Annotated in this window: 20 protein-coding genes; 5 read left to right on the top strand and 15 right to left on the bottom strand. The window is 68.7% G+C overall.

The features are described 5' to 3' along the window. Positions 1-109: 109 nt before the first annotated feature. The 8 genes from AC3B6C_RS23440 to AC3B6C_RS23475 are packed head-to-tail and all read right to left on the bottom strand — an operon-like array spanning position 110 to position 7,379. Positions 110-970: a DegV family protein gene (locus AC3B6C_RS23440; protein WP_488374313.1), complete on the bottom strand. Its 861-nt coding sequence runs from the start codon at positions 968-970 to the stop codon at positions 110-112. A gap of 31 nt (positions 971-1,001) precedes the next feature. After that, on the bottom strand, positions 1,002-1,799 hold the full coding sequence (octT, locus tag AC3B6C_RS23445; protein WP_488374314.1) for a diglucosylglycerate octanoyltransferase: 798 nt from the start codon (positions 1,797-1,799) through the stop codon (positions 1,002-1,004). A 14-nt stretch (positions 1,800-1,813) separates the two neighbouring features. Then, the gene (locus AC3B6C_RS23450; RefSeq protein ID WP_010841290.1) at positions 1,814-2,527 is read right to left on the bottom strand and encodes a histidine phosphatase family protein; all 714 of its coding nucleotides are present in this window, start codon (positions 2,525-2,527) and stop codon (positions 1,814-1,816) included. After that, complete coding sequence (gene rsfS, locus AC3B6C_RS23455; RefSeq protein ID WP_010841291.1) at positions 2,524-2,886, bottom strand: ribosome silencing factor; 363 nt, start codon at positions 2,884-2,886, stop codon at positions 2,524-2,526. The genes AC3B6C_RS23450 and rsfS overlap by 4 nt, the downstream gene beginning before the upstream one ends. Positions 2,887-2,896: 10 nt before the next feature. Further along, entirely contained in the window at positions 2,897-3,676 is a 780-nt protein-coding gene (gene nadD / locus AC3B6C_RS23460) for a nicotinate-nucleotide adenylyltransferase (RefSeq protein ID WP_010841292.1), read from the bottom strand. A gap of 48 nt (positions 3,677-3,724) precedes the next feature. Beyond that, positions 3,725-5,122, bottom strand: a complete 1,398-nt coding sequence (locus AC3B6C_RS23465; RefSeq protein WP_488374315.1) for a vWA domain-containing protein — start codon at positions 5,120-5,122, stop codon at positions 3,725-3,727. Next, positions 5,122-6,066 carry an AAA family ATPase gene (locus AC3B6C_RS23470; RefSeq protein WP_197282763.1) on the bottom strand — a complete coding sequence of 315 codons (945 nt, stop codon included), beginning with the start codon at positions 6,064-6,066 and terminating at the stop codon, positions 5,122-5,124. The genes AC3B6C_RS23465 and AC3B6C_RS23470 overlap by 1 nt, the downstream gene beginning before the upstream one ends. Continuing rightward, positions 6,066-7,379, bottom strand: coding sequence for a glutamate-5-semialdehyde dehydrogenase (locus AC3B6C_RS23475; RefSeq protein WP_010841295.1), 1,314 nt, complete (start codon positions 7,377-7,379; stop codon positions 6,066-6,068). Before AC3B6C_RS23475 ends, AC3B6C_RS23470 begins: the two co-directional genes overlap by 1 nt. 247 nt (positions 7,380-7,626) lie before the next feature. On the opposite strand from AC3B6C_RS23475, the gene AC3B6C_RS23480 reads away from it, so the two are divergent. Continuing rightward, complete coding sequence (locus AC3B6C_RS23480; RefSeq protein ID WP_014927475.1) at positions 7,627-7,965, top strand: DMT family transporter; 339 nt, start codon at positions 7,627-7,629, stop codon at positions 7,963-7,965. Positions 7,966-7,967: 2 nt separating this feature from the next. Here the strand turns inward: AC3B6C_RS23480 and AC3B6C_RS23485 are convergent, their stop codons facing one another. The 3 genes from AC3B6C_RS23485 to AC3B6C_RS23495 form a co-directional block, all read right to left on the bottom strand. After that, positions 7,968-8,756 (bottom strand): HNH endonuclease family protein, encoded by a 789-nt coding sequence (locus AC3B6C_RS23485; RefSeq protein WP_010841301.1) that lies wholly within the window; start codon positions 8,754-8,756, stop codon positions 7,968-7,970. Positions 8,757-8,875: 119 nt separating this feature from the next. After that, positions 8,876-11,110, bottom strand: coding sequence for an ATP-dependent DNA helicase RecG (gene recG / locus AC3B6C_RS23490; RefSeq protein ID WP_488376375.1), 2,235 nt, complete (start codon positions 11,108-11,110; stop codon positions 8,876-8,878). A gap of 8 nt (positions 11,111-11,118) precedes the next feature. Beyond that, positions 11,119-12,768 (bottom strand): DAK2 domain-containing protein, encoded by a 1,650-nt coding sequence (locus AC3B6C_RS23495; protein ID WP_010841303.1) that lies wholly within the window; start codon positions 12,766-12,768, stop codon positions 11,119-11,121. Positions 12,769-13,049: 281 nt separating this feature from the next. On the opposite strand from AC3B6C_RS23495, the gene rpmB reads away from it, so the two are divergent. Both rpmB and AC3B6C_RS23505 read left to right on the top strand, forming a co-directional pair. After that, the gene (gene rpmB, locus AC3B6C_RS23500) at positions 13,050-13,241 is read left to right on the top strand and encodes a 50S ribosomal protein L28 (protein ID WP_004023092.1); all 192 of its coding nucleotides are present in this window, start codon (positions 13,050-13,052) and stop codon (positions 13,239-13,241) included. 107 nt (positions 13,242-13,348) lie between these two features. Beyond that, positions 13,349-14,197 carry an enoyl-CoA hydratase/isomerase family protein gene (locus AC3B6C_RS23505; protein WP_488374316.1) on the top strand — a complete coding sequence of 283 codons (849 nt, stop codon included), beginning with the start codon at positions 13,349-13,351 and terminating at the stop codon, positions 14,195-14,197. Positions 14,198-14,381: 184 nt separating this feature from the next. Here the strand turns inward: AC3B6C_RS23505 and AC3B6C_RS23510 are convergent, their stop codons facing one another. From AC3B6C_RS23510 to AC3B6C_RS23520, 3 genes are read right to left on the bottom strand one after another with little or no spacing between them, the layout of a single operon-like run. Continuing rightward, on the bottom strand, positions 14,382-15,065 hold the full coding sequence (locus AC3B6C_RS23510) for a uracil-DNA glycosylase (RefSeq protein ID WP_010841305.1): 684 nt from the start codon (positions 15,063-15,065) through the stop codon (positions 14,382-14,384). A gap of 26 nt (positions 15,066-15,091) precedes the next feature. Beyond that, positions 15,092-15,613: a gamma carbonic anhydrase family protein gene (locus tag AC3B6C_RS23515; protein WP_488374317.1), complete on the bottom strand. Its 522-nt coding sequence runs from the start codon at positions 15,611-15,613 to the stop codon at positions 15,092-15,094. A gap of 26 nt (positions 15,614-15,639) precedes the next feature. Continuing rightward, the gene (locus AC3B6C_RS23520; protein WP_488374318.1) at positions 15,640-16,680 is read right to left on the bottom strand and encodes a thiamine-phosphate kinase; all 1,041 of its coding nucleotides are present in this window, start codon (positions 16,678-16,680) and stop codon (positions 15,640-15,642) included. A gap of 228 nt (positions 16,681-16,908) precedes the next feature. Between AC3B6C_RS23520 and AC3B6C_RS23525 the strand changes: the two genes are divergently transcribed. Next, on the top strand, positions 16,909-17,154 hold the full coding sequence (locus AC3B6C_RS23525; protein ID WP_014927483.1) for an Lrp/AsnC ligand binding domain-containing protein: 246 nt from the start codon (positions 16,909-16,911) through the stop codon (positions 17,152-17,154). 83 nt (positions 17,155-17,237) lie between these two features. Further along, positions 17,238-17,840 carry a DUF3515 domain-containing protein gene (locus AC3B6C_RS23530; protein WP_014927484.1) on the top strand — a complete coding sequence of 201 codons (603 nt, stop codon included), beginning with the start codon at positions 17,238-17,240 and terminating at the stop codon, positions 17,838-17,840. 18 nt (positions 17,841-17,858) lie between these two features. Here AC3B6C_RS23530 and AC3B6C_RS23535 read toward each other — a convergent pair whose 3' ends face one another. Next, positions 17,859-18,866, bottom strand: coding sequence for an NAD(P)H-dependent glycerol-3-phosphate dehydrogenase (locus tag AC3B6C_RS23535; RefSeq protein WP_010841310.1), 1,008 nt, complete (start codon positions 18,864-18,866; stop codon positions 17,859-17,861). Between the last annotated feature and the right edge of the window lie 66 nt (positions 18,867-18,932).

The raw sequence follows: 18,932 nt of genomic DNA on the forward strand, positions 1-18,932 counted from the left end.
GGTAGGTCCCGTCACCACCACTTCTTCACGTCCGGACGGGCGAACACCGGAATCTGTGGACGGTCACTGAGACCTGTGGATGGTGCCGGACGGGCGGGCCTGCCCGTTCTCAGTGCTCCTCGAGACCCTCGATCGGGTCGAGGTGCGCGGCGATGACGACGCCCACCGCACCGGGGCCGACGTGGGTGCCGAGGATGGGTCCGAGGTCGACGATCAGTTCGGAGGTCACCACCCGCAGCTTGGCGTGGACCGTGGCTCGCAGTTCCTCGGCGACGTCGGGGCTCTGGCAGTGCTGGATCCCGACCGTCACCGCGCGGCCACCCGCGGAGTCGACGGCGGCGTCGACCATCTTGTCCAGCGCCTTGGAGAACGTACGATGACGCTCCCTGAGCGTCAGGGTGCCGTCGACCATGTGCAGGATCGGTTTGATCGACAACGCCGACCCGAACAGCTTGCCCGCGGCACTGATCCGGCCGCTGTTGCGCAGATTGTCGAGTTGCTGCACGCACAGCAGTGAGTCGACCGTCGCGGCCTGCCGGATGGCGGACTCGTACACCCGGTCGCGGTCGGCTCCGCCCGCGGCGGCCTGGGCGGCCGCGACGGCGGTGAAACCGACTGCGAGACCGACAGATCGGGAGTCGACGACACGCACCTGCCCGGAGAACTTCTCCGCGGCCATCCGGGCCGAACTCCACGTTCCCGACAGTCGGCGGGACATGTGGACGGCGACCACCCCGTCGCCCTGACTCGCCTCGAGCGCGGCGTCGAAGTGTTCGGACAGATCGCTGGGGTTCGCCCCGGATGTGGTCACGCCCGGCGTCGACACGATGTCGGTGGGGATGTCGTCGACGCCCTCGCGGTAGTCCTTGTCATCCACCGTGACGTGCAGCGGGACCTGCCGGATCCCGTAATGCTCGGTCACCGACCGCGGCAGTCGGGACGAGGAGTCTGTGACGACGACGACAGGCACGCGTCTACGTTAACGGGTTCACGCGCCGAGCTCACACGGGCGTCGCCGTCGGCCCCTCGACGTCGCGGTCCCTGCTCTCCCGGGCCGCGTCGATGACCGGGGCGACCAGCTCGGCGATCCCCCGATGACACTCGAATCCCCAGTGGATCCCGTCCGGGTTCATCTCGACCTCCGGGTCGTCGAACGAGTCCCGGGTGACCGGGTAGAAGTCGACGCACGGCAGCGAATGGCGCGACGCCCACCGGGACATCGCCGCGGTCGTCGGGATCCGGCCGGTGTGGACGTTGCCGTAGTACGGACTGCGGTGGGTGGGCGGCAGGCACACGACGATCGGGAGATCCGGTCGCAACTGGGTGAGCGCCGCCCGGATCTTCTCGAGGTATTCGATCGTGACGCGCGGCGGCAATGCGAGCGGCCACCCGAGGCGCGCGCCCCGCGGCTGGACCCAGGCGTAGGCCTCACGGATCTTCTGCCGCAATCCATTCGGCCGGATATAGCGGATCTGTTCCCGGAACGCCGTGGGCAGTGGTGACGGCAAGGTGTCCATCCCGCCGAACGCGAGCACCACGACATCGGCACGGGGCACGGTGGCCCAGATGTTCGGATCCTGGGTGAGCGCCCACCAGACGTCCCGACTGGTCCAGCCGATCCGGCCGAACAGCCGCACCGGCGAACCGGTCGCGGCCCCCACGAGCGTCGGCCAGATACGGGGGTCGTCCGCGGGCAGACCGCCCTGCGGGCCGTAGTAGGCCAGCGAGTCGGAGAGGACCAGCACGCACCGGTCCGGCGCGTCGGGGGACCGACGAGTACCGCCGGCAGTCCCGCTCATCGCAGGACCGGAGTTCACTGCACCGCCGGGTCGGAGTCCTCGGCGGACGCGTTCCACACGTCCAGGCGCCATCGCGGCAGTTCGCCCGGCATACCGTGACCCGACAGCTGCACCCAGCTCGTGTTCGCGAGGCCTCCGAAGGCAGGCCAGTTCTCCACCGGCAGTCCGAGGAGTGCCGCCGTCATCGCGGCGATGACGCCGCCGTGGGCCACGAGCACCACCGGAGCCTCCGGATTGTCGCCGACACCCCACTCCGGCAGCTGCTCGATCAACTCGTCGACCAGCGGGGTGGAACGTCGGGCGACGTCGACGCGACTCTCCCCGCCCGGCGGCGTCCACGTCGCGTCGTCACGCCAGATGGCACGGGCCCCCGGCATCGCGGCATCGACGTCCAGATGGGTCAGCCCCTGCCACTCACCCAGATGCGTCTCGCGCAGGCGGGCATCGGTGGTCACCGGCAACCCGGTGCGCTGCGCCAGCGCTTCGGCGGTGTCACGTGCCCGCCGCAGATCCGACGACCAGATCACCACCGGCTGCCGTTTGGCGAGCTCCACTGCCGCCGAATTGGCCTGCTTCACACCGAGTTCGGACAGATCGGTGTCGAGCTGGCCTTGCATCCGACTCGCCGCGTTGTATTCGGTCTGCCCGTGCCGCAACAGGATCAGGCGTCGGACCACCGGGGTGAGACGTTCGACCGCGGTGTCATGTGAATCCGGACCGCCACTCACGACAGCCCTTCCACCTCGACCACCGGACAGTCCTTCCAGAGGCTCTCCAGCGCGTAGAAGCGCCGCTCGTCGGTGTGCTGGATGTGCACCACGATGTCGGCGTAGTCGAGGAGCGCCCAGCGACCCTCGCGTGTGCCCTCACGCCGCAGCGGCTTGTGACCGGCCTCCCGCAGCTTCTCCTCGACCTCGTCGACGATCGAATTCACCTGGCGCTCGTTGTCCGCCGACGCGATGACGAAGGCGTCGGTGATCACCAACTGCTCCGACACGTCGATCACCGTCACCTCGTGGGCGAGCTTCTCGGCCGCGGCCAGGGCGGCCACCTTGGCCATCTCCAGCGCTTCAGCTGACGCAGTCACACTTGTCCTCTCATTCGCTTACGGCCTGTTCGCCCACGGCCCGGCCCGATCGATCGGTACCGTCCGTCGACTCCCCCGGCCGGAACTCTTCGGCCGGGAGCTTCTCGGGGCGGTTGGCCCCCGGCAGAGCGGGGGCGGAAACACCCGGTGACGACGCCCGAGGCGCACGATACAGCTTCCGCTTCGCGATGTACTGGACGACGCCGTCGGGCACGAGGTACCAGACGGGCCGTCCGAGCGACGCGCGCGTCCGGCACTCCGTGGACGAGATCGCCAGAGCCGGGATCTCCAGGAGGTGGAGGGTGTCCTCGGGCATGGCTTCGAGGTGGTGCGCCAGGTGTGTGGCGTCGAGTTCGTAACCCGGCCGGCTGACGCCCACGAACCGGGCGAGCCCGAACAGTTCTTCCCAGTCCTGCCACGACAGGATCGATTCCAGCGCATCGGCACCGGTGATGAAGTAGAGCTGGGCCTCCGGGAGCAGCGCCCTAAGATCGCGGAGGGTGTCCACGGTGTAGGTGTCGCCGTCGCGATCGATGTCGACGCGGCTCACGCTGAACTGCGGGTTCGACGCGGTTGCGATGACCGTCATGAGGTAGCGATCCTCCGGCGGACTCACGGTCTCCTGCTCGCCGATCTTCTGCCACGGACGGCCGGTCGGGACGAAGATCACCTCGTCCAGCGAGAACCGGTGGGCGACCTCACTGGCCGCGACGAGGTGCCCGTTGTGGATCGGGTCGAACGTGCCGCCCATCACGCCGATACGGCGCGCACGTGGGCGGTCGGGTGACATGGACGGTCAGTCTACGCGTCGGGCGCTGATCGAAAACGGCGGCGCTGCTCAGATCGGCAGGAGGTCGGCGATGACCGTGCCCAGTTGCGTGGCGTTGCGGCATTCGAACATGTCGATCACATCCGCGTAGTCGGTCGCGACCGAGTCCCCCGTGCCCCAGTGCTGCTTGGCCTCCGGGTTCAGCCAATAGGCGTGGCGGGCACGTTCGACCAGTTCCGCCAGGGCGGCTGCGTGGGGGTCGTGGTAGTTGTTCCGGCCGTCACCGAGGATCAGCAACGCACCCCGGTGGGTCAGCGAGTCGCCGTAGTCGGCGACGAACCCGGCCAGCATGTTGCCGTAGTCGGAGTGACCGTCGCGGGTCGAGATCCGCGCGGTAGAGATCATGTGGTGCATCGCCGCGCCGAAGTCCTCCTCGCCGTGGTCGAAGTAGTCCGTCACCTCGTCGACGGTGTCGACGAACGCGAACACCCGCACTTTCGAGAACTGCTGTCGCAGTGCGTACACCAGTCGCAACGTGAACTGACTGAACCCGGCGACCGAGCCCGACACGTCGCAGATGATGACGAGTTCCGGACGCCCCGGCCGTGGCTTGCGGTGGCTGAGTTCGATGGGCACGCCTCCGGTGGACATCGACGCGCGCAACGTCTTCCGGACGTCGACCGCGCCCCGATGAGCTCGGCGCCGACGTGTCTCGAGCTTCGCGGCCAGCAATCTGGCCAGCGGTTCGATGGTCTTGCGGATCTCGAGCTGCTCCTTGGCACCCGCCGACAGGAAGTTGACGTTCTCCGGCAGGGGCGGCACCGCGTAGGCGCCGACCTTCTCGCGACCGTTGCGGTCGGCCATGCGTCGCTGCGTCTCTCGCTCGATCGCCGCACGCAGATCGCCGGCCTTCTGGCGCGCCGCCCGCCGGTACAGCGGTTCGGTGCCGGCTCGTCCGCCGTCATCACCGCCCGACTCGCCGGCCATGGCCGCCGCGATCTTCGCGATCAGCGTCTGCGGGCTCACCGCGTTGATGGCCTGGTAGGCCGAGAACGCCTCGCCGCGCGTCGATCCGTATCGCCCCAACTCGTCGACGATCATCGCGACGGCCTGATCGAGCCGGCCGTCGCCGGCTGCCGCGTCGTCGGCGAGCATCTCCGCGAGCGCGTCCCGCACCGCGTCGATGTCGAGTCGGCCGTCGGGCGTACGCGGCAGATCCTCGGTGACGGTGCGCATTCCGGCACCGACCGGGAACCACAGGTCGAAGACACGGTCGAACACACCGCGATGAGCATGATCGACGAGCAGCGTCGTCGCCAGGCCCTCCCGCAGCCGTGGACGTTCGAGGAGGTCGAGAACCTCCATCGCACCAGCCGCGTCGATCAGCGCCGACGGCCCGACCACGATTCCGCGTCGGCGTAGTTCATCGACGAAGTCGGTGAGGTGCGCGACGAGCGGAGCCGTCATCAGCCCAGCTTGAGTTCTTTGAGGGCCGTCTTGAGGTCCGGTCGGTGTTTGAGGACCACACCGAGCGTGCGGGCGATGAGCCCGTCGTCGAATCCGCCCCCGCTTCGCGCAGTTGCCTTCTCGCCGGCTCCCAGCGCCAGCAGCGTGTTGGCCCAGTCGATGGTCTCGGCGACCGACGGCTTCTTGCGGATGTCCAAGGTGCGCAGGACACCGACGATCCGCACCAGTTCGGCGCTGAGCGAGTCCGAGAGATTGGGCACCCGCGACGCGAGGATCTCCTTCTCGCGCTCGGCGTCCGGGAAGTCGATGTAGAGGTAGAGACACCGGCGCTTGAGCGCCTCGGACAGTTCGCGGGTCGCGTTCGACGTGAGCAACACAATCGGACGCCGTTGCGCGGCAACGGTTCCCATCTCCGGAATGGTGATGGCGAAGTCGCTGAGGACTTCCAGCAACAGGCCTTCCATGTCGACGTCGGCCTTGTCGACCTCGTCGATGAGGAGCACGGTGGCACCCTCGCGCGAGATCGCCTTCAGCAACGGCCGCGGCAGCAGGAACTCGTCGGAGAAGATGTCGGCCTTGGCCTCATCCCAGGCGCGGTCCCCCGTCGCCTGGATGTGCAGGATCTGCTTGGCGTGATTCCACTCGTAGAGGGCGCGGGCCTCGTCGATGCCCTCGTAGCACTGCAGTCGGATGAGTTCGGCGTCCGTGGCCGCCGCGATGGATCGGGCCAGTTCGGTCTTGCCGACACCCGCGGGCCCCTCGACCAGAAGCGGCTTGCCGAGCCGATCGGCGAGGAAGGTCGACGTCGCGGTGGCGTCGTCGGCGAGATAACCCGTCGCCCGCAAACGTCCGACGACGTCGTCGACACCCTCGAACGAGGGCACGACGGCCGGTCCCGAACCCGTGTACTGAGCAGTCCCCTCGCCCGGGGTGGTGCCGCTCATCAGGCGGGCCGCACGTGGCCGTTGCCCCAGACCACCCATTTGGTCGAGGTCAGTTCCGGCAGACCCATCGGGCCGCGGGCGTGGAGCTTCTGGGTGGAGATGCCGATCTCGGCCCCGAAACCGAACTGCTCGCCGTCGGTGAAAGCCGTGGAGGCGTTCACCATCACCGCCGCGGCGTCCACGCGCCGGGTGAACTCGTCGGCGGCCGACAGGTCGGTGGTGATGATCGCCTCAGTGTGGCCGGTCCCGTAGGTGTCGATGTGGGCGACGGCCGCGTCCAGGTCGTCGACCACCTTCATGGCGATGTCCATCGACAGGTATTCCTTGGACCAGTCGTCCTCGGTTGCCGGCTCCATGCCCGGCTCGTCGCCGTGGATGACCACACCCTGTGTCTGCAGGACCGAGGTGATCCGCGGCAGTGCGTCGGCGGCGACAGCCTTGTCGATGAGCACGGTCTCCGCGGTGTTGCAGACGCTGGGCCTGCGGGTCTTGGAGTTGAGGATGACACGCGCCGCGACGTCGAGGTCGGCGAGTGCGTGCACGTAGACGTGGCAGTTGCCGACACCGGTCTCGATCGTCGGCACGGTCGCATTCGACACCACGGCTTCGATGAGCCCGGCGCCACCACGGGGGATGACCACGTCGACGAGTCCGCGCGCCCGGATGAGTGCGGTCACGCTGGACCGGTCGTCGCTGGGCAGCAACGAGACCGCATCGGCGCTGACGCCCTTCGACGAGAGGGTCTCCCGCAGCACGCGGACGAGCTCGGCGTTCGACGACGCAGCGGACGACGAGCCACGCAGCAGGACCGCGTTGCCGGACTTGAAGGAGATCCCGAATGCGTCGACGGTGACGTTGGGCCGCGCTTCGTACACGATGCCCACGACGCCGAGGGGTACACGGAGCTGGCGCAGCTGCAGGCCGTTGGGGAGGGTCTTTCCCGCGACCACCTCGCCGATCGGATCGGGGAGCACGGCGACCTGCCGCAGACCGTCGGCGATCCCCGCCACGCGCGACTCGTCGAGCCGCAGACGGTCGAGCAGGCTCGCCTCGGTGCCGGCTTCTTCGGCACGCGCGATGTCCTCGGCGTTGGCGGCGAGGATGGTCTCCGTCGCGGCCTCCACGGCGTCGGCCGCGGCGAGCAGGACCTCGTTCTTGGCGGCTGTCGTCAGACCGCTCAGCGAGCGGGACGCCGACCGGGCCGCTCGGGCGAGTCCGAGAACGACCTTCTCGATGTCGGACTTCTCGCCGGCGGACTTCTCGGAGCCGGGCCCGCCTCCTGCGACGGACTGCTCTGCGGTGGGTGCGCTCATCAACATCCTCGACTTCGCGGTGGTTCCGGGCGGCATCGCCGGAAAGTGCCGTTCTCAAGAGTAGCGCCGGCGGTTCGGAGTACCCAACGAGATGTACCGGTCTCCACCCCCTCAGTTGATTTCTGACCGATGAAGCGGCCTGCGGGAGGAACCCCCGACGTTCTCGGACTGGTCTCGGCGCGCATCCCGCCCGTCACCCGCCTACTGTGACGCCGGTACGGATGTCCGACGACGGGAGTATCGCGAAGTGGCGTGGCTTGTCCTGGTGACCGCGGGTCTGGTCGAGATCATCTACATGGCAGCCCTGGAGAAGTCGAACACCTTCACACGCCCGTTGTGGACGGCCGTGTTCGTCGTGGGCGTCGTCATCAGCATGGCCGGTGTCGCCTATGCGATCCGTTCGATCCCGCTCGGCACGGCCTATGCGGTCTGGGTCGGGATCGGCGCGGTCGGCACGGCGATCTACGGCATCCTGTACCTGCGCGAACCCGCCGGTCTCGCTCGCCTGGGATGTATCTTCCTGATCCTGATCGGGGTCGTCGGACTGAATCTCCTGCACAACACGGCGGGCGCGGAGGCGCACTGACGCTATCCCCCGCACCGCAACGCTTCGGACAAGACGCGACGTGATGGTTCGTCGATCGCCAATCCGTAGGCGGCGGTGACGATCACGAACTGGATCGCGTACTGGCACCAGAAGCCCGTCGCGGGCGGCATCCAGCGCGCCGGTTCCGAGTCGCTCTTGTCCTGATTCGAATGCCCGTCGACAGCAACGAGATTGGCCGGATCGTTCGCGAAGTCCAGTCTCTTGGCGGCTGTCCACGACCACGCACCCATGTCCCAAGCGTAGGACAGCGGGACGATGTGGTCGATCTGTACCGCGGACGCGCCTCGGTCTCGTCGGAAGACGACGAAGTCGCCGGTGTAGGGACTCCGCAGCTCGCCGGCAAGCACCGCCCGCGGGCAACTCGACACCGGGCCGGCGTCGACCTCGCGCAGGTCTCGCGCCAGGACGTCGTTGCGCGTGTCGCATCCGTTGGCACTCCCGGGTACGGACGCGGCGTCGGACCAGGCACTGCCGAACGCGGACCGGTCGTAGTCCTCGCGGTCGGTACGGCTCGCAGAGACCGGTATCGCGGCCAGGGACGCTGCCGCCTCACTCGCCATCGCCCGTATCCTCGGACCGACGTCGGGATCGGCCCGAAAACCGTCGACGCCGACAGCGACCGCCACCGCTGTCACGACGACAGCGACCAGCGCCGCCCACCGGCGCGTCGGCCAGGACGGCGCGTTCCGCGGATTCGAAAGCATCCATCGCACCCGCATGCGCAGGCGCCGCAGTGCCGGCGAACGCAGCCGAAGATCGCGCACCACCATGCATGCTCAGACGCACGCGATGCGCATCCGGTTCCGTCGGGAACGCGGTCGCGCGCAGGTGTCGCAGATCGTGGCGCCCCGCGCAACGGCGCACTACGACTGAGCGCCGGTCGTGTCCGTCAGGACTTGTCGAGGTACGCGATCTTGTGCGGGACGAGGATGCCGTCGACGAGGTCGGCGAGAGGCCGATGCTCGAGCAACGTGATGTCCTCGCTCACAACGTCTTCCGCGAGTTCGCGCGCATCTTCGATGACCTCGACGTCCTCGAGCAGCGAGAGGAACCGCAACGAGGTGTTCACGCCCGACTGCAGCGACCCGAGCAGATCGCCCTCCCGCCGCTGTTCGAGATCGACTCGTGCGAGTTCGAATCCGTCGTTCGATCCCGCGACGGCACGCAGGCGGTCCATCGACGGAGACGTGTCCCGGGCGTTCGTCATCAGCAGGCACAGTCCGGCATGCCGACCGCGCCCCACGCGACCGCGTAACTGGTGCAGCTGGCTCACGCCGAAGCGATCGGCGTCGACGATGACCATCGTGGTCGCATTGGGTACGTCGACACCCACTTCGATGACGGTCGTCGACACCAGGACGTCGATCTCGCCCCGGCCGAACGCGTCCATGACGGCGTTCTTCTCGTCGGCGGGCAACCGGCCGTGCAAGAGTTCCACCCGCCGGTGTGCGAACGGTCCGGAGACGAGGGCCTCGTACTGCTCGAGCACCGACGTCGTCTTCGGGCCCTTCTCCTCGTCCCCGTCCGGTTCGGGTTCGGGGCCGTCGCCGATGCGCGAACAGACCACGTAGACCTGGCGACCCTCCGCGATCTCCTCATTGGCGCGCGACCAGACCCGGTCGACCCACGAGGCTCTGCTCGTGGGCACCACGGAGGTGGTGATCGGCTGACGGCCGCGCGGCAGTTCCCGGAGTACCGAGGTGTCCAGATCGCCGAAGGCGGTCATGGCTACGGTTCGCGGGATGGGCGTCGCGGTCATCACGAGGAAATGCGGAATGCGTCCGTTGCGCCCCTTGCCGCGCAGGACGTCTCGCTGCTCCACACCGAATCGGTGCTGTTCGTCGATCACGACGAGGCCGAGGTCGAAGAACTCCACCTTGTCCTCGAGGAGCGCATGCGTCCCGATCACGATCCCCGCCTGCCCGGTGACCACGTCGAGCAGCGTTTCGCGCCGGCCCTTGGTCTTCATCGAACCCGTCAGCAGCGCGATTCGCGTCGCACCTTCGGCGGCGGTCAGCTCACCCGCCTCGGCGAGGTCGCCCAGCATCGTCCTCATCGTCCGATGATGCTGAGCGGCAAGAACTTCCGTCGGCGCCAGGATCGCGCACTGAAAACCGTTGTCGACCACCCGGAGCATCGCGAGCAACGACACGAGGGTCTTGCCGGAGCCGACCTCACCCTGCAGCAATCGAGACATCGGCTGTGCGCGGGCGAGATCCTCGGCGAGCTCCTCCCCCACCTCGACCTGACCATCGGTCAGCGTGAACGGGAGTCGGTCACGCAACTTGTCCTCGAGACCGCCGGGGACACGCGGACACGGTGGCGCCGACTCATTCCGTCCCGCCAGCCGACGCTGGGCGAGCACGGTCTGGATGGCCAGTGCCTCGTCGAACTTCAGCCGATGGGACGCGATCTTCACGTCGTCCTCGGACTCGGGCAGGTGGATCTTGCGGATCGCCTCGTCGGTGCTCACAAGTCCCCGCGCCCGTCGTTCGGACTCGGTGAGCGCATCGGGGATCGGCGCGCTCTCGCTCAGCACCCGCCGGACCGCACCGAGGATGTCCCAGGTCTGAATGTTCTTGTTGGCCGGGTACATCGGCAGGATGTCCCGGTCGAACATCGTGATCAGCGGATGGTCACCGCGCTCTCCGGTGACCTGCTCCTCGATCGCGTACATCTCGGTCAGCATCTTGGAACCGACGACGTCCTCGATCTCCGGATCGCCGTCGGGAAGGATCATCCACTCCGGATGGGACAACTGGATCTGGTCGCGGAAGTACTTGACCGCACCGGCCATCATCACCCGCGCACCGGGACGCAGCAGTCCCTTGATCCGGTACGGGTTGAAGAAGCTGGCCTCGTAGACGTCGTTGTCGTCGGTGATCTTCACCTTGAGGAACGATCCCTTGCGGCTCCTCATCTTGATGAGATCGGACTTGGTGATCCGCCCGACGATCGTCAGCCACTCACCGGGTTCGGGACGTTCGTGGTCGGCCACGTGGCCGCGTCGTATGTATCGGCGCGGCGTGTACCGCAGCAGTTCGCCGACCGTGTGCACTCCCACGGTGGCGAGCTGTTCGGCGGGCTTGACCCCCAGCACGTCGGCCAGCGAATCCGACAGCATCAGCTCCGTCACTCCACACCCACCTGGACGAGATCGGTGCGCTGCCCGGTGCGATACACCGCCAGCTCGATACCGGGGTAACTGCGCCTCATCTGTTCGGCGACGGCCTCGAGGGCGGCCTCGTCGACGTCGACGCCGGCGAGCACCGTGACGAGTTCGCCTCCGGTGGAGAGCATGAGGTCGACGAGGGCGGTGCACGCCGACGTCTGATCCGGCGCGACCACGAGCACGTCGTCGCCGATCAACCCCAACACGTCGCCGACGTCGCTCATCCCGGCCAGCGTCATCATCCTCGTGGTCGCCGACTGCAGCGAGCCCCACCGCGCACCGGCAGCGGCCTCGGCCATCGCGTAGGCGTCGACGTCGGGCACCTCACTCGGATCGTGCACGGCGAGCGCCGCCAGGCACTGGGTCATCGAGGACGTCGGCAGCATGAGTACCGAACGCTGGGTGGAGCGCACCTCGGTGGCCACCGTGACGAGATCCTGAGATGTCAACGCCCCGTTGGCCATGACGACGACGTGCGCACTGTCGGTGTCGCGGATCGCCCGCCCCAGGTCGTGGGCGGACAGACCCTCGTCGGCGCGCAGCACGACCGCGCCGGCCTCGCCGAACAACTCGGCCGCACCGTCACCGGACACGACGACCACCACCGCACGCTTGTGCCGAGGCGGGGGCTCCGACGAATCAGCCTGTGCCCGAATGGCGTCGAGCGCGAAGCAGCTGATCCGGACGTCCGAGAGCCGGCCGATCCCGGCGCCGGCCTCGACCGCCGCACCCGGATCGCAGGTGTGGACGTGCACCGAGAAGCGTTCGCCCTCACCGCTGGAACTGTCGCCCACGATCACCACGGCGTCACCGAGGTCGTCGAGCCGGGCGCGGAGTTCGGCGATCTGCTCACCGGCCGCCCCGTCCAGGAGGTACATGACCTCGAAGTCCTGGTCACTGCCGTCGACGCAGCTGTCGTCCGGCCCGTGTCCGAGCGTGGTGCTGTCGGTGAGGATGCCCCGGTAGCGGCGCCGGCGGTGGGAGACCCCGGTGATCACCTTGACCATGGCGTCGACGATCGCGAGGAATCCGCGCCCGCCCGCATCCACCACACCCGCGTTCGCGAGCACCGACAGCTGTTCCGGAGTGCGTTCGAGCGCCTCGGCGCAGTCGTCGGCCACCGCGCGCACCTGGTCGGCCGGCGACTCGCTCTCGTGTGCCGCAGCCGACTCGGCGGCCACCCGCACGAGGGTGAGGACCGTGCCCTCACGCGGCTCGCTCACGGCGCGGGTCGCGGCGAGCGAACCGAGCCGGAGACCCAGCGTCGACAGTTCGGCGAAGGTCAGCGCGTCGGTGTCGCCCAGGATCTCCGCACCGTCGGCGAAGCCGACGAGGACCTGGGAGAGGATGATCCCCGAGTTGCCGCGCGCCTGCGCCACCGCACCGTCGGCCATCGCACGCGCCACCTCGGGCAGGGATGCGTCGGGCGGGGTCTTCTCCACTGCCTCGGCCGCCGCGCGCATCGTGAAGAGCATGTTGCTGCCGGTGTCCGAGTCCGGGATCGGGAAGACATTCAGGTCGTTGATCTCACCGCGCAGCGACTCGAGCTGGTCGACCGAGGCACGGGCCCAGTCGCGCAGCAACTGCGGGTTGACGGTGCGGGCGATCACACGGTGACTCTTTCTTGCAGACGCGGCGCGCGACGGGCAGTGCTCTCGCGGGCGACGTGACCGGCGGGTGAGGTTGTGTGCAAGGCTACTCGGGGTGTCCGACCGTGCGACGCGACCGAGCTGGACCGCGTGCCGGGATCGACCCGGATTTGGTCACGCCCCCACGACCTGGTTATCCTTGCAGGGTTGCCTTTCGCCTCGGGCGTGCACACCTCCAGGTGGTGCCGATCGATCCGAGAGGCTGACCACAGACCATGATCATCTACCAAGGGAGTTCGACGATGGCTGCCGTCTGCGATATTTGCGGCAAGGGCCCGGGCTTCGGCAAGTCGGTGTCTCACTCGCACCGCCGTACCAACCGACGCTGGAACCCGAACATCCAGTCCGTTCGCGTGGAGGTCGCCCCCGGCAACCGCAAGCGCAAGAACGTCTGCACTTCCTGCCTGAAGGCCGGCAAGACCGCAGCTGTCTGATCTTCCGCACCCCCCGCGGGTGCAGAAGCCGAGACGCGAGACCCGGTGCCGCGAGCGCAAGCTCCCCGGCGTCGGGTCTTTGTCGTGTGCGCGATAGGGTTTCGCACATGGCCTCATCGAACCACGCCGCCCCCACCGGAACCGCTGCCGAGGCGGACACCGACGCCCTGGTGACCGAACACAACGGAGTACTCACCATCGCGGTGTCGACCACGGGCGCGGGCAACTCGCTCGACGACGCGGCGGTCGCCGCGGGCACACAGGCGCTGCGCGAGGTCGCGCGCGGTCAGCGCGACGTCGGTGCCGTCCTGCTGGTCGGGCCGGGCAAGAACTTCTGCGCCGGCGGGAACGTCCGCGCCTTCGCCGGCGCCGACGACCGTCCGACCTACCTCCGCGAGATCGCCGACAACTTCCATCGGCTCGTCGGCGCCCTCTACGAGGCCGACCGACCCGTCGTCGTCGCGGCCAAGGGCTGGGCCGCCGGCGCCGGCATGTCCCTGGTTCTGCACGCCGACGTGGCCATCGGCGGTTCGTCGACCAGGCTCCGGCCCGCCTACCGCGGCATCGGGTTGACCCCCGACGGTGGACTCACGTGGACACTCCCGCGCGCCGTCGGCGCCGCCCGTGCGCGACAGATCATCCTGACCGACCGCGTCATCAACGCGGAGGAGGCCCAGCAGTGGGGGCTGCTCTCGGAGATCGTCGCCGACGACGAGGTCGAATCCGCCGCGCGCACGGCAGCCGAGACCATCGCGTCGGGCCCCCGCGCCGCCGACGCCGCCACGAAGCATCTGCTGGCCGTCTCCGCGGACACCACGCTGATCGAGCACCTCGCTCTCGAGGCCCGCTCGATCTCCGAGCGGTCCGGGCTGCCCGAGGGCATCGAGGGTGTCGACGCCTTCGTCGGCAAGCGTGCACCGGACTTCACCCGCGGGCGCGCCGCCACTGCTCCCTGATCCCAGAGAACCGTCAGACGTGCTGGCCCGCCTGTTCCCTGAGGTGCGAGGAGCGCGAGCGTCGCCCCCTCCCTGAGGCGCGAGGAACGCGAGCGCCGCCCCCTGCTCCCTGAGGCGCGAGGAACGCGAGCGCCGCCCCCTGCTCCCTGAGGCGCGAGGAGCGCGAGCGACGAGCCTCGAAGGGTCAGGGCAGGCGCCAGTCCACCGGCTCCGCGCCGAGATCGAGCAGTTCCTCGTTGGCCCGGCTGAAGGGCCGGGAGCCGAAGAAGCCGCGCGAGGCCGACAGCGGCGACGGATGCGCCGACACGATGGTCGGTACATCGGGAAGCCATTTCTCCAGACCCGCGGCGTCCCGGCCCCACAGGATCGCGACGAGTGGTTCGTCGCGAGCCGCGAGCGCCTTGATGGCGCACTCGGTCACCGTTTCCCAGCCCTTGCCACGATGGGAGGCCGGTTCGCCGGGCGCCACCGTGAGCACACGGTTGAGCAGGAGCACACCATTGTCCGCCCAGGGCGTCAGATCACCCGTGGTCGGTGTCGGGTAGCCGAGATCCGCGCAGTACTCGGTGTAGATGTTCGTCAGTGAGCGAGGGATCGGACGCACGTCGGGCGCCACCGAGAAGCTCAGTCCGACTGCGTGTCCGGGCGTGGGGTACGGATCCTGCCCGACGATCAGGACGCGCACGTCTTCGAAGGGACGCGTGAATGCCCGCAGGACATGTTGTCCCGCAGGCAGATAGCGGCGCCCCTCGGCGATCTCCGTGCGCAGGAACCGGCCCATCTCGGTGATGAGCGGCTCGACCGGGGCCAGCGCCTGCGCCCAACCCGGGTCGATCAGTTCGGCGAGGGGTTTGGGTGGTGCGGTCACTCGATTGCCTCCGTCGTGCGTGGTCGTCAGTCCAGTCGTTTGAGCGCGGTGCGGTAGTGCTGTGCGTTCTGGAAGTACATCTCACAGTTGAGTTCGGTGTGCCCCTGCGGGACCTCGTAGCCGTCGCGCAGCCGTGCCGGCACACCGAGCGCCATCCGTCGCGGCGGGACGTCGAACTTGAACGGGACCACCGCGCCGGCGCCGACGATCGCGCCGTCGCCGACCGTCGAGCCGTTCAAGACCGCCGAGCCCGATGCGATGAGGCAGTCGTCACCGATCGTCGCGCCCTCGATGTGGGCGTTGTGGCCGACGACGCACCGCTCGCCGATCACTGTCGGTTCGAACACCGTGCAGTGGATGACGGTGCCGTCCTGGATGTTGGTGCGAGCACCGACGGTGATGGTCCCGTAGTCGCCCCGCAGGACCGCGCCCGGCCACACCGACACCCCGTCGCCCAGGGTGACCGCGCCGATCACCACCGCGTCCGGGTGCACGTAGGTGTCCTGTCCCAGGACCGGTTCTCGATCGTCGAGTGCGTAGATCGCCATGACGGCGACTCTAGTGGGGCGTCTCGCTAGTCACCGGTCGGGTCGGCGAAGGACTGCCACCCGTGCAGGTCCGGTCCGTCGGGCCCGCCGACGCGCCGGCCGTCGATCCAGACCTCGGGCGCCGACGACGACCTCGCACCGACCGAGCCGATCGCACTCCAGCCCGGGGGCACCGACGTCGCTTCGAACGCGGCGAGCAGGTGATGGTCCTCGCCCCCCGCGAGAACCCACCGCGCGATGTCCACCCCGAGCCGGTCTGCCGCCTCGGCCAGATCGGGGCGTCGCGGCACGGCATCGGAATCGACGGTCATCGTGAGCTCCGCGGCTCTCGACATCGTGAGCAGTTCTTCGACCAGACCGTCGGAGATGTCGGTCATGGCGTGCGCGCCCGCCGCTGCGGCGACCGGCCCCTGGGTGAGGTCGGGAGCCGGCACACGATGCAGCGCAACGAGTTCCGGCCAATCCTCGTCGGCGGCACGCGGATCGGACAGCACCGCGAGCCCCGCCGCACTGGCTCCGAGCGGACCGCTCACGGCAAGGACGTCACCGGTTCGCGCGCCACCCAGCGACACCGGGCGGCGGTCCTCCAGGGCACCGACCGCGGTGACACTCACCACCACCTGACCCGCGGCGACCAGATCACCGCCCAGTACCCGCGCGCCCAGGTCGTGCGCCGCACGGACCACGCCGTCGTTGAGGTCGAGGACCACGCCGACCGGCGTTTCCGCCGGACATGCGATGGATACGACGAGACCCGTTGTGCGACCACCCATCGCGGCGACATCGGCCGAACTCTGCACCACCGCGCGGGCACCGACCTGTTGTGGCGTCGACCAGTCGAACCGGAAATGGCGACCCTCGACGACGGTGTCGGTGCTGATCACCGCCGACCCGCCGATGTCGAGAACGGCTGCGTCGTCACCCGATCCGATCACGATGTCCTGCGTGGGCTCACCAGATGTCGCGGATGCGGTCAGCGCCGCGATCACGGCACGCTCACCGATCGCACCGACCGTGGCGGTCCGGTCGATCGGGAGATCGGACCGACCGGTCTCGTCGAAGGTCACTCGTCGGGCCTTTCCTCTTCCGGTCGCGCGCGCACGGGGTTGTCGGTGACAATGTGTGCCACAGTGTATGGGCCGCCGGGCGAGACCGGTTCGGAGCAGACCCCGGGTCGGCCGACGGCGTCGTACACTGCCCGACGATCGTGCACGCGCCGAGCCGCCGGTATCGACAGCCCGTGTCGGCGATGTGCCCCAGATGATGGTGGCCCGGGTACGACACAGACGGAGAGGATGTCCGTGGTTCAGGCATACATACTGATCCAGACCGAGGTCGGCAGGGCCGCACTCGCGGCGGCGACCATCGCCGAGATCGCCGGGGTCGCCTCGTCCGAGGAGGTCAGTGGGCCGTACGACGTGATCGTCCGGGTCGATGCGGCCGATGTCACGCATCTGACCGAGAACGTGGTTCCGCAGATCCAGAAGGTCGACGGGATCACCCGTACCCTCACCTGCCCGGTGGTCACGACCACGCGCTGACCGTCGGCGGCGGCCGTCCGCGCGCATCCCCGGCGACGGGTCCCCGCGCGCGGGTCCGACAATCGGACTCCTACTGTTGTGGGGTGACGTCAGCAGGTTCGGATGACACTCCGCAGAGCCCCCTCGGCAGTGATCCCGACGACCCCACCGAGGACACCTCGCGGTACGGCGGCGGCGGGCGGCTCAGCCCGGCACTCGTCGCGACGCTGGTCGCCATCCCGGTGATGGTGCTCGCCGGGTTCATCGTGTTCGCCGCGCTGCGTCCCGACCCGGTGACCCCGATCGAGTCCTACGACTCCGCCGGCCCGGTCGCCGAGGGGTGCAGCCGACTCCTCGCCGAAGCACCGGAGACTTTCGAAGGATTCGGCCCGAAAGAGGTGTCCGGCGACAGCGCGACGTGGCCGGCGACCGGCTCTGGCGACGACATGACACTGCGGTGCGGGGTGACCCGGCCGGCGGAGCTGTCTCCCACGAGCAATCTCCAGGAGATCCACGCGGTCGGTCAGGCCGGCGTCCAGTGGTTCATCACCGACACCGTCGACGGCTCGGGCCAGGCCTACGTGTGCGTCGATCACCGGCCGTATGTCGCGATGTGGATTCCGGCGAACGCCGGCAACGGACCCATCACCGACATCTCGGGCCTGATCGACCGCACCCTCGAACGAGGACCGCTCGACTTCGGCTGATCCTCCGAGCCGGGGAGATCAGTCCCGGTAGATCTCCGGCTTGGTACTGCGGCCGAGTAGCGAGTCGACGGCGTCGGCCACCGACATCCCCTCGTGGCAGACCTGGTGGACCGCGTCCGTGAGGGGCATCGGCACCTGATGCCGCTCGGCCAGCGCGCGCACCGACGAGCACGACTTGACGCCTTCGGCTACCTGTCCGTTCGTGGCCTCCTGAGCCTGCGCCATGGTGGCGCCCTCCCCCAGCCGTGCACCGAACGACCGGTTGCGGGACAACGGCGACGAGCACGTCGCAACGAGGTCCCCGATCCCGGCCAGGCCGGCCAAGGTCTCGATCTGCGCGCCCACCGCGACACCCAGGCGGATCGTCTCGGCGAGCCCGCGCGTGATGATCGTCGCCAACGTGTTCTGACCGAACCCGATGCCGCTCGCCATCCCACAGGCCAGCGCGATGACGTTCTTGGCCGAACCGCCGATCTCGCATCCGACGACGTCGGTGTTCGTGTACGGCCGGAAGTACCGCGTACTGAACGCACTCTGCAGAGTCACCGCCCGCGCCTCGTCGGCGCAGGCGATGACCGTCGCCGCGGGCTGCCCCTCGGCGATCTCACGGGCCAGGTTCGGACCGGTCAGCACCGCGATCCGGTTGTCGTCGACGCCGGTCACCTCGGCGATGACCTCGCTCATCCGTAGCAGGGTGTTCGATTCGATGCCTTTGGCGAGCGACACCAGGGACGCATCCGAACCGATGTACGGGGTCCACTGCGTCAGGTTGGGGCGCAACGACTGCGAGGGCACACCGCAGACGACGATGTCGGCACCCATCAGGGCGTCGACCGCCGAACTCGTCGCCGTCAGAGCACCGGGCAGCGTGATCCCGGGTAGGTAGTCGGCGTTGACGTGCTCGGTGTTGATGGCCTCGGCGAGCTCGGGGCGTCGGGCCCAGATCACGGTGTCCGTCCCGGCATCCACGAGCACCTTCGCCACCGAGGTTCCCCAGGAACCCGCTCCCATCACCGCCGCGCGCACCGCAACCTCCCACCGGGCAAGCCCAATTCCACATCCACACCGGCGGCCTCCTGGCCGTGGCGACCC

This window comes from Gordonia sp. 11cp (genome assembly GCF_057767225.1).